This window comes from Ilumatobacter nonamiensis YM16-303 (assembly GCF_000350145.1).
Taxonomy (GTDB): domain Bacteria; phylum Actinomycetota; class Acidimicrobiia; order Acidimicrobiales; family Ilumatobacteraceae; genus Ilumatobacter_A; species Ilumatobacter_A nonamiensis.
Map to the genome: position 1 here is coordinate 25,017 of NZ_BAOL01000167.1, position 10,858 is coordinate 35,874.

Genomic DNA, 10,858 nt, shown 5'->3' on the forward strand with positions numbered 1-10,858 from the left:
CTCGCCGGAATTCTCGATACTGGTGAACATGGACTCCCCGTTCAACACCGAACGACGACGTGGTGACGATCCGGGTCGAACCGGACCCTCCCACGCGATCACCGACCACCTCATCACGATGGTCAACGGCCGGACCTTCACCGTTGCCACCGACCACGGCGAGCTCGTCGGTGCCGCCACCGGCACCATCTTCGAAGACCTCCGGCTGCTCTCGCACCTGACGATCCGAATCGCGCCGGGCGGAGAGCGAGAACGACTCGCCATCCACACTCCGACCCCGTTCCACACCGTTGTCGTCACCCGCCCGACGAGTGGAGGCGAACACGAACTCTTCGTCCATCGGCAATGGATCGGGCGGGGCGTCCGACACGACATCGAGGTGCACAACACTCACTCGAGCGACGTCATCAGCCGGTCCGTCACCATCGCGGTCGATACCGACTTCGCCCATCTGTTCGACGTGAAGAGCGCCGCCGACGGCTCGCCTGTACCAGGCGCTCAGTCGATACTGACGTGGTCCGGAGATGCCGGTGAACTCCACCATTCCGATGACTCGGCCAAGCGAGTGGCGATCCATGCAACATCGGCCCCCGACGTCATCGACGTCGAGCACAAGAAACTCACGTGGGACGTCACCGTGCCGCCGCGGGCATCGACCACGCTGTCGTTGACGTTCGAGCCCGTGTGGGATCACGCCGCGGCCGGACTGCTCTATCCCCTCGGCACGCGCCCACCCGACGCCAGTCCGGCTCACCGACTCAGCAACTGGGAGCGCGACGCGCCGCATCTGATCACCGACGACACGCGGCTCGCGGTCGCGTTCGACCGCTGCCTGGCCGACCTCGCCTCGCTCCGAATCTTCGACCCTGCCCATCCGAACGATGTCGTCGTCGCCGCGGGAGCGCCGTGGTTCATGACGCTGTTCGGCCGCGACTCGCTGATCACGTCCTACATGGTTCTTCCGTGGCTGCCCGAACTCGCACTCGGCGTGCTCCACGCACTCGCGGACCTCCAAGGGACGGAGGTCCGTCCGGAGTCGGAGGAGGAGCCGGGCAAGATCATCCACGAACTTCGTCGGCACAGCGGACACCAGGCGTTCGCGGACCGGGATCGCTACTACGGCACGGTCGACGCCACCCCCCTGTTCGTCATGGTCGCCGAGGAGGCTCACCGGTGGGGTCACCTCGCGCACGACGAACTGCGGAGACTGTGGCCGTCGATCCGGTCGGCACTCGGATGGATCACGGGACGCCTCGAGTCCGATCCCCATGGCCTTCTCTCGTACCGTCGCAGCACGCCCTCCGGCCTCGCCAACCAGGGATGGAAGGACTCGTGGGATGGCGTCAACTTCGCCGACGGGAGCCTTCCCGACGGTCCGATCGCGCTCGTCGAAGCACAGGGGTACGCCTACGCAGCGTTGCGTGCCGGCGCGCACCTCGCGACTCAGATCGCCGAACCCGGACTCGACGCCACCGATCTCGTCACGCAGGCGGCAACACTGCAGGAACGGTTCGAGGACGCGTTCTGGATGCCCGAAGCGGACAGCTACGCAGTCGGGGTCACATCGGATCGCAGGCGTATCGACAGCGTCACGACCAATCCTGGACACGCCATCTGGTCCGGGATCTGTGACGTTGATCGCGCCGATCGCTACCTGGATCGCATCATCGACGACGACCTGTGGACCGGCTGGGGACTGCGCACCCTGTCGCCCACGGGACGTGCGTACAACCCCCTCAGCTATCACAACGGATCCGTCTGGCCGCACGACACCGCGATCGTGACGGCGGGCGCACAACGCCTTGGCCGCTCCGACGTCGTCGAGCAGCTCATCGACGGCGCACTCGACTGCGCCGAACGATTCGACGGCCGACCACCGGAACTGTTCGCCGGGGTCGATCGATCACTGCTCGACACGCCGGTGTCATACCCGGCCAGTTGCTCGCCGCAGGCCTGGTCGTCGGCATCCATCCTCCTGCACATTCGATCTGCGCTCGGTCTCCGCCCGCCAGAACCGCTCGGCACCACACCTCGCGCCGATGCCTCCGTTGCTCAGCGACGAACCGTCGACTCGATGAGCGGGCTCCGCGTCGGAGAGATTCGATACCGCCTCGACAGCGATCCGACCACCGGAAGGGTGACGATCGCTCGCGAGGCAGATGATCGGCCACCGCGGCCGTTTGGACGCTGACGGTTCGGGTACTCGCACGGGACTCCGGCTCGATCCGACAAGGTGGTTCTCGTGATGAACTCACGCCGACAACACGACGACGAAGCCAGCGACGTCGCCGACCTCGAACGCGTCACGAGCGACGACGGCGACGTCGCCGTCGCAGTGTTCGCTCCGGCACTCCTCCTGACGATCGAGATCCATCGCAACTCCGATGACCGCACCGACGTCCATCTCCACGCGGGCGGACAGGGATATTGGGTGTCGAGGATGATCCAGGCCCTGGGCGTGCGCGCCATCCCGTGCGGCGCGGTCGGAGGCGAACCGGGCGAGGCACTTCGAGCGATCATCGCCGCCGACGGGCTGGAGGCCCGGCTGACCCCGATGTCCACACCGAACGCCGTGATCATCGACGATCGCCGGGACGGCGAACCCCGTTCCCTCGCGAGGACCGACATCCAGAGCCTCGGCCGCCACGACGTCGACGAGCTCTACAGCTCGATCGTCGGGGCCGCGATGCGGGCCGGCGTGTGCGTCCTGACCGGAACGCAACTCGCACCCATGTTCGACACCGACACGTTTCGCCGATTGGTCACGGATCTGAAGCACAACGACATCACCGTCGTCGCCGACCTGTGCGGCGAGCCCCTGCGAGCAGCGCTGGCCGGAGGGGTCGACGTCTTGAAGCTCAGCCACGAGGAGTTCATCGCGGACGGATGGGCATCGTCGAGCGGGGTGGACGCCATCACCTCGGGCATCGAGCGTCTCCGGGGTGCCGGGGCCGCCGCCGTCGTCGTCTCGCGATCCGACCGCTCGACGGTCGTGGGTTTCGAGGACGAACTGGTCGAGGTGAAGGCCCCGTCGCTCGAGGTCCTCGACGGGCGCGGAGGTGGTGACTCCATGACCGCCGCGCTCGCCGTCGCGGCCGCACACGGAATGGCCTTCACGGCCGGACTCCGCCTGGCCGCCGCCGCGGGTGCGCTCAACGTGTCCCGGCACGGGCTCGGTACGGGCCGGCGCGATTCGATCGAGGAGATCGCCGAGCACGTCGAGATCCGTCCCGTCAAGCGACGAGGAGCATCGAGCCCGGCCCCGCTCGGCGACCGCGCGAACCTGCTCGACGAGACGAAGCAGGAGCTCTACGAGCGGGCTCGGGAACTCGAGATCCCGCAACGATCGAAGATGACGCGCGACGAGCTGATCAGCGCCATCGACGACGCGATCATCGGTCGGTGAGCCGTTCGGGGGGTCGCGGAGTTGTTCGTCGTTCACCTCGTCGTCGGCGGCGATGTCCGAGCCGGCCCGACGTTCGATCATTCGTCGTCGCGGGCGAGTTCCGGGTTGCGGAACTCGTCGATGACGTTGATGACGACCGACACGACGGGAACGGCGAGCAACGCGCCCACGATCCCGAACAGGGCGGTACCCGCCGCGATGCTCAGCAGGATCACCAGCGGATGCAGTTGCAGGCTCTTGCCGTAGATGAACGGCGCGAGCAGATCGTTGTCGAGCTGCTGCACGACGAGGGCCACGACGGCAACGATCGCTGCGGCGGTCGGACCCGCTGTGACCAGCGTGACCATCACCGCGATCAGGCCCGACACGATCGCACCGGCGATGGGGACGAACGCGCCGAGCATCGTCACCACCACGACCGCGGCGACGAGGTCGCCGCCGGCGAGCCACACCGCCGCACCGATGATGATCGCCTCCACCACCCCGAGCAGGGCGACACCGCGGAGGTAGCCGCCGAGCGTGGACCAAGCCCGCCGTCCGAGCGCGTGCAGTTCGGCTCGACGGTCCTCACGCACCGTCCGCAGTCCGAGTCGGACGATCGTTCGATCATCCTTCAAGAAGAAGAACGTCACGATCAGGGCGAGCAGGAGTCCGGCGACGAACTCGACGGCCAGAACCGCCGACGACGCGATCGTCCCGCCCGACGACTGGACGACGTCCGAGAGTCGAGAACCCGCCTGCTCGCGCAGTTCGGCAAGTCGCTCCCGGTCGATGTCGAACGGGCTGTCCTCGACGAGCCAGTTCTGGACGTCGTCGATTCCGGACGACACCGTCGATCCGAGATCCTCGAACTCGGAGGCGATGCTCGCCCCGACCGCTCCGACGAGAAGCGCCACGGTGGCGATGAACAGGAGCATCGTCGCCCCCGCGGCGAGAGCGCGCGGCAGACCTCTGCTCACCATCCAGTCGGTCGGGACGGACAGCGCGCGGGTCAAGAGCAGCGCGACGACGACCGGGATCACGACGACCAGCAGTTGTCCCAGCAACCAGACGAGAGCGAAGACTGCAGCCGCGATGATCAAGATCCGCCAGGAGTAGGCCGCCGCCCGGTCGACGCGCCGATCGACCGTTGGTGCGGTCACTGCGCGTTCCGACGACATGGCATCCGAGGTACCCATCGCCCCGCCGCTGAAACCGTGCCGATCGTGATCGACGGATGAATCGCCGGAGGATGGGTAATCCCTCGTCGCGCAACTCGCCGACGTCAGGAGCCTCACATGAACCCGTTGCACCGCCTCACGACCCGGATCGAAGCTGCGGATCGCTTGGACGCGGTCGCAGCGAAGATTCGCGACATCGCGTCGCCGCTCGGGCGGCCGTCGTCACTCCGGGACAAACTCACCGGCCGATGGTTGGGGCACAGCGTTCATCCGATGCTCGTGGCCGCACCGATCGGCGCGTGGATCGGCGCGGCAGCTCTCGATGTCACCGGGGCGTCGGGGACCGCCGCGCGCCGTCTCATCGGTGTCGGCACCCTCGCGGCGATTCCCACGGCCGCGACAGGCGCCGCGGACTGGTTCGACACGTCCGGCGCCGAACAGCGGGTCGGACTCGCCCACGCCGCGCTCAACGACGTTGCGGTCACCCTTTTCGCCGCGTCGTGGTGGTCGCGCCGCCACGGACGATCGGTGCGGGCGATCGCGCTGTCCGGGGCGGGGCTCGCGGCGGTCGGAGTCGCCGGATACCTCGGTGGCCATCTCGCATACGTGCGCGGGGTCGCCGTGAACACCACAGCGTTCCAGTCGGGCCCGGAGGGCTGGACTCGGCTGATCGAACGAGACGAACTGACGACGGGCGTTCCGGTCGGCGCGACTCTCGATGGACTGGAGTTCGTCGTCGTCGATCGAACCGATCGTGTGGACGTGCTCGAGGACCGTTGTACCCATCGGGGCGCTCCGCTGTCCGACGGTGTCGTCACCGGCGACTGCATCGAGTGTCCGTGGCACGGCAGTCGCTTCGACACCGCGACCGGAATGGTCGAGGCCGGCCCCGCCTCAGTGCCCCAGCCTGTGTACCGGACGCGGGTCGTCGACGGGTGGGTCGAGATCCGCCGCACCGAGGTCGGAGGACTCCGCCGCAACCCGATCGGCGCGGCCCACGACACCGGGTGACCGCGTCACGGGCGATCCCGTGATCCCTCGAGACCGTCCGCCAACAGCTTGGCCAGTGCGCTCTCGGAACGGTCGAGCCACTTCGAGCGACGCGATGCGCCCCACGCATCGTCGATCGTGTCCTGGTCGGCCTCCAGGACAGCGGGGTGGATGTAGGAGCTTCGGGCAACGGCGCGCGTGTTGCCCAGTTGCTTGGCCGCTTCGTCGATCGCGTCGAGGTCTCGTGCGCCCTCAGCTCGCGACTCGACGACGACGCTCGATGCACCCCATGTCCGGAAGTCCTTCGCGGTGAACGCCGAACCGGCGTGCTCGACGATGAAGTCGTTCACGTCGGAAGCGGTTGCCCGTCGACGCTCGCCGTTCGGCCCATCGTCGAACCAGAACAGTTCATCGTCGGCGTCTGCCGCGAGTTCGGTCAGCACCTCGACGAGATCCTCGTCCTCGATCAGGATGGTCCGCTCCTGCCCGCTCTTCGCGCGGTAGTCGAGGGTCATCACGTCGTCGTCGATGACGTGTTCGACGGTGAGCGTCGTGGCGCCGTAGTGGCCGTTCGCTGCCGAACCATCGTTCCCCACGCGCAGCAGGCACCGGTCGATGAGCGCCACGGCCGCCGCGATCGCATGGTTTCGGCTCCCCACCGGTTCGGCCAAGGCCTGTTGCGTCGCCTTGCGGATCACGACGATCGCACGCGCGAAATAGCTCAGTCGGGCGAACTTGCGATCATCGCAGTACGCACGAAAGTCGTCGTGATAGCGGTACTGCTTCCGGCCGGCATCGTCGATCCCCGAAGCCTGCAGGTATCCGGACGGGTCCGGTGAAATCCACACGTCGGTCCACGCAGGCGGAACGGCAAGTGCCTCGATGCGTTCGCGTTCCGCGTCGCCGACCGGTTCGCCGAACGCGTCGTGGTAGCTGAAGCCGGTCCCCCGGCGTCGACGTCCGATCCCCGGCTCGTCGTCGCCGACGTGTACCAGACCCGCCTCGGGCGCAAGAACGGCCGGATCGCTCTCGAGCAGTTCGGGCGGAACGCGCACGACCATGCTGATGTGTACCCCTTCACAGCGTGTCCAATCCACCTGTGCAGCGCCGTGCCCGCGCACTCGACGTTCGCCGCAGAGCGGAGCCGGGTAGAACCGGAGGATGAAGTGGATGTCGACCGGCGACTATGACGTCGCCCGGCTCGTGCTCCAGCGTGGAGTGGCGCTCGCCTATCTCCTCGCCTTCATCAACATGCGCAACCAGTTCCGACCGCTCCTGGGTGAACACGGGCTGATGCCGGTCCCGACGTTCCTCGAACGGGTCGACTTCGCACGCGCGCCGAGCCTGTTCCAGTGGCGGTACTCCGATCCGATGGCCTCGGGTGTCGCGTGGGCAGGCGTCGTGCTCGCGGCGCTCGCGTTGTTCGGAGGTTTCGACCTCGTCCCGGTCTGGCTGGCGCTCGTCGGCTGGATCGTGCTGTGGGTGCTGTACCTGTCGGTCGTCAACGTCGGCCAGACGTTCTACGGGTTCGGTTGGGAGTCGCTGCTGTTGGAAGCCGGGCTGTGCGTCGCGTTCCTCGGCAACGCGCAGGTCGCCACCCCCGTCGCCACCCTGTTCGTGTTGCGCTGGTTGCTGTTCCGGGTCGAGTTCGGTGCGGGGATGATCAAGATGCGCGGCGATCCGTGCTGGCGTGACCTCACGTGTCTCGACTACCACCACGAGACCCAGCCGATGCCGAGCCCCACGTCGCGTTTCTTTCATCTCCTCCCGACGTCGTTCCATCGGATCGAGACCGGTTCGAACCACGTCGCCCAACTCGCCGCGCCGTGGCTGCTGTTCCTTCCACAACCGGTCGCCGGGATCGGCGCGTCGATGATCATCCTCACGCAGGCGTACCTGATGCTGTCGGGCAACTACGCGTGGCTGAACTTCGTCACCTTGATCCTCGGCTTCGCCGCGATTCCCGATACGTGGTTCGACGCCGTGGGCATCACGGTCGGCTCCCAGCCCACGACCACGACATGGTTCGAGTGGCTCGTCGTCGCGTTCACCGTCGGAATCGTCCTGCTCAGTCGGAAGCCACTGCTCAACCTGTTCAGCCGCAACCAGCGGATGAACTTCTCGTACAACCGGTATCACCTGGTGAACTCGTACGGCGCTTTCGGCAGCGTCACACGCCACCGGCGTGAGGTCGTCGTCGAGGGTTCGATCGACGGTGAGTCCTGGCACGCGTACGAGTTCCGGGCCAAGCCCACCGACCCCGATCGTCGCCCGGGACAATTCGCGCCGTACCACCTCCGACTCGATTGGATGATGTGGTTCCTCGCGCTGTCGCCGCGCTACGGGACCGGCTGGTTCGACCGCTTCGTCGACCGGCTGCTCGACGCGGACGCGGCCACGCTCGCGCTGCTGGCGAATGATCCGTTCGACGGGCGAGCACCGATGATGATCCGGGCACGCATCGTCGACTATCGCTTCGCGACACGCGACGAACGTCGTGAGACGGGGCATGTCTGGATGACCGGACGATCACGGGACCTGCTCGGACCGGTCACGCAGGATCGCGGGACGCAGCGCGGTGGCTGAACTCGCAATCAGGTACCGACGTCGACCTCGGGCACTTCCAGATCGAGACGTCCGTCGTTGTCATCGTCGGACACGACGAGGAACGCCCCGGCGGCCACTTGCGGTCGGCGTCCATACCGGGGAGTACCCCGACGGGCGCCGCTTCATTCGGACGTGCCACGACCGTCGCACGCTCGGGCGAAGCGTGCTCGGTGAAGATCTCGGGTACCGACGCCTCGAATGACCAACGGTGATCTCGGGGTACGAGCGTCCCGTGCTCGCTCCCTCACTTCGCATCGCAGTCCTCGGTCCCGCGCGCTTCGGCATCGGTGAGCCGTTCGCGGGTGGGCTCGAAGCGCACACCGTCACCACCGCCCGTGCGCTGATCGGCGGCGGACATGACGTCACCGTGTTCGCCGGTCCGTCCACCGCGACGACCCCGTCGGATCTCGACGTCGTCCCCATCGTCGACGATCTCGGGGATTTCAGCACGTGCACCCGCCTGGACACGACCGTGTCCGCCCGTGTGCGCGCGGCGATGGAGTACGGCTACGAACGCGTCCTCCGCTTCATCGATGCCGACGGCGCGTATGACGTCGTGCACAACAACTCCCTCCATCACGCCCCGGTCGACCTCGACGGCGAGACGCGCACGCCCGTCGTCCACGTACTGCACTGTCCACCGTTCGACGAACTCATGGACGCCCACCAGAGGCGGGCGACTCGGCTTCCAGATCCGACCGAGAATGTCATCGCGGTGTCGTCGTCGCTCGCTCGGCAGTGGGACGGTGTCGCCGGTCGCACCGTGTGGAACGGGATCGACACGCAGGTCTGGAGGCCCGCCGTCGATGTTTCCCCCCGCGACGAGAGGTGTATCTGGGCCGGGCGGATCGTGTCCGAGAAGGCTCCGCACCTCGCCATCGATGCAGCCCGCCGGACGGGACGTCCGATCGTCCTCGCCGGCCCGATCCAGGAGCCGCGCTACTTCGACGACGAGATCGTGCCGCGGCTGGCACCGGACGCGGTGTACCTCGGTCATCTCGACAACGCCGCACTCGTCTCGCTCTTCTCGACGTCGCGCGTGGGCGTGGTCACACCTTGCTGGGAAGAACCCTTCGGGCTGGTGGTCGCCGAAATGCTGGCGTGCGGAATGCCGGTCGCTGCGTTCGCGCGCGGTGCGCTCCCCGACATCGTCGTCTCCAGCGTCGGCGCCCTGAGCCGTCCGGACGACATCGACGATCTGGCGGACTGCATCGAGCGGGCCAGTGGACTGTCCTCGTCGGAATGCCGTGCCCATGCCGTCACGCATCTCTCGACGGATCGCATGGCGCGCGCGTACGAGCGGTGCTATCGACATGCCATCGACGACGTGCCACAGGCGCTCGCGATGTGAAACGGCGGGTGGTCAGCGCACCGTCGGAGAGCCCACGACGATGCGAACACTCCCAGGGTGCCAGTCGATCAGGCCGAGGTCGCGGAACGCCGACAGCCACCCCCGCATCGGCCAGTGGCCCCACTTCTCGTGGAAGATCGTGGCGTTGGCCACGATCTCCTCGAGGTGATCGACCGGAGGCGACCCCACGGGATGATGCTGGTGGAAGGCGAGCGCTTCTCCGTCGGCCCAGAGCCGAATGCCGTGTTCGGCCAGCGTGTGGGCGAAGTCGGTGTCCTCGCCTCCGTAGCCCCGGTACCGCTCGTCGAATCCGCCGACCTCGTCCCAGTCCTGGCGCCGGATCGCAAACGACAGCGACCAGAAGAGATCGGGCGTCGACAGCGTCTCCATCGGCTGCGCCGGTCGAGGACGACCGTCGTGGAAATGACCGACCCGTGTCAGCGAGTCGACCGACCAATCATCGATGTCCGTCTCGGGCGGCAGGTAGCCGACGGGGCCCGACCACACACCGCCGTACCGCGTGACCCGGTGGACATAGGTGGGGACCAGACGCGGCGAGGGCAAACAGTCGACATCGAGAAAGATGATCACGTCGGCATCGACGCTGCGCGCGCCGAGGTTCCGAGCCGCGGCGATGGGCAACGGGTCGTCGTCGGCCACGACGTGGCGAACCACGACCTCCGGACCGTCGTCGACGCGATCGCCACCCATGTCGACGATGACGTGGGCGGCTCCCCGTGCATTCCGCTGCACCCATTCGCGTTGCCGCGTGAGATGCGCGCGTCGGTGACGGGCGACGGTCACGATCGCGACGGGCAGGGGTGTGGTTGGCCGCATGTGCTTCTCGGTGTCGATCCGCGCGCAGGTCGCCAGGTGTCCGACGCGCGTGATGGATCTCGTTTTCCTACCCAGGGATGGATGTTCCATTCGTCCGACCGGAAGATGTCGCCGACGCGAATCGCTCACACCCATCGCGGGTACCTGCCCGCTCCACGATTCTGAGGAGTACGACATGACCGAGAACGATCCAACGGCTGACGACAAGAGTGCCGCCGATCCACAGTCGCCCGAACGAGGGACCGACAGTCGCGTCGAGGACTGGCACGGCCAGTCGGTTCAACGCGACACCGAACTGGCGGACGAGCTCGTGGACGACCCCGACGTGGACGACCCGGCAGCGGAGTTCGAACGACGTTCCGACGGCGAGGCCACGCAGGCTGCCCGCCACGGCCGGCACATCGATCCGGAACAGGGAGAGTCCGCCTACCAGGAGGGCTCGTGAGGGGTCCGGAGACGGGCAGGACCCGATAGCCGGAACCGGCATCCGATGCCGCCCATCGGCTA

General features: G+C 67.3%; 9 protein-coding genes. 6 read left to right on the plus strand and 3 right to left on the minus strand.

Features of this window, described 5'->3' with window-relative positions:
- Positions 1–28: 28 nt before the first annotated feature.
- Positions 29–2,191, plus strand: a complete 2,163-nt coding sequence (locus ON45_RS14795) for a glycogen debranching N-terminal domain-containing protein (RefSeq protein ID WP_051063124.1) — start codon at positions 29–31, stop codon at positions 2,189–2,191.
- A 54-nt stretch (positions 2,192–2,245) separates the two neighbouring features.
- Positions 2,246–3,406 (plus strand): PfkB family carbohydrate kinase, encoded by a 1,161-nt coding sequence (locus ON45_RS14800; RefSeq protein WP_148288709.1) that lies wholly within the window; start codon positions 2,246–2,248, stop codon positions 3,404–3,406.
- A 77-nt stretch (positions 3,407–3,483) separates the two neighbouring features.
- Here the strand turns inward: ON45_RS14800 and ON45_RS14805 are convergent, their stop codons facing one another.
- The gene (locus tag ON45_RS14805) at positions 3,484–4,566 is read right to left on the minus strand and encodes an AI-2E family transporter (RefSeq protein ID WP_158412439.1); all 1,083 of its coding nucleotides are present in this window, start codon (positions 4,564–4,566) and stop codon (positions 3,484–3,486) included.
- Between the two features lie 117 nt (positions 4,567–4,683).
- Between ON45_RS14805 and ON45_RS14810 the strand changes: the two genes are divergently transcribed.
- The gene (locus ON45_RS14810) at positions 4,684–5,577 is read left to right on the plus strand and encodes a Rieske (2Fe-2S) protein (protein WP_040494768.1); all 894 of its coding nucleotides are present in this window, start codon (positions 4,684–4,686) and stop codon (positions 5,575–5,577) included.
- A gap of 5 nt (positions 5,578–5,582) precedes the next feature.
- On the opposite strand, the gene ON45_RS14815 is transcribed toward ON45_RS14810, so the two are convergent.
- The gene (locus ON45_RS14815) at positions 5,583–6,611 is read right to left on the minus strand and encodes a DNA topoisomerase IB (RefSeq protein WP_206537706.1); all 1,029 of its coding nucleotides are present in this window, start codon (positions 6,609–6,611) and stop codon (positions 5,583–5,585) included.
- A gap of 106 nt (positions 6,612–6,717) precedes the next feature.
- On the opposite strand from ON45_RS14815, the gene ON45_RS14820 reads away from it, so the two are divergent.
- Together ON45_RS14820 and ON45_RS14825 are read left to right on the plus strand one after the other, a co-directional pair.
- Positions 6,718–8,142 (plus strand): lipase maturation factor family protein, encoded by a 1,425-nt coding sequence (locus ON45_RS14820; RefSeq protein WP_040494769.1) that lies wholly within the window; start codon positions 6,718–6,720, stop codon positions 8,140–8,142.
- Between the two features lie 229 nt (positions 8,143–8,371).
- On the plus strand, positions 8,372–9,514 hold the full coding sequence (locus tag ON45_RS14825) for a glycosyltransferase (protein WP_051063128.1): 1,143 nt from the start codon (positions 8,372–8,374) through the stop codon (positions 9,512–9,514).
- Between the two features lie 12 nt (positions 9,515–9,526).
- On the opposite strand, the gene ON45_RS14830 is transcribed toward ON45_RS14825, so the two are convergent.
- Entirely contained in the window at positions 9,527–10,351 is an 825-nt protein-coding gene (locus ON45_RS14830) for a glycosyltransferase family 2 protein (protein ID WP_051063129.1), read from the minus strand.
- A gap of 175 nt (positions 10,352–10,526) precedes the next feature.
- Between ON45_RS14830 and ON45_RS14835 the strand changes: the two genes are divergently transcribed.
- Positions 10,527–10,796 carry a hypothetical protein gene (locus ON45_RS14835; RefSeq protein WP_040494770.1) on the plus strand — a complete coding sequence of 90 codons (270 nt, stop codon included), beginning with the start codon at positions 10,527–10,529 and terminating at the stop codon, positions 10,794–10,796.
- Positions 10,797–10,858: the final 62 nt, after the last annotated feature.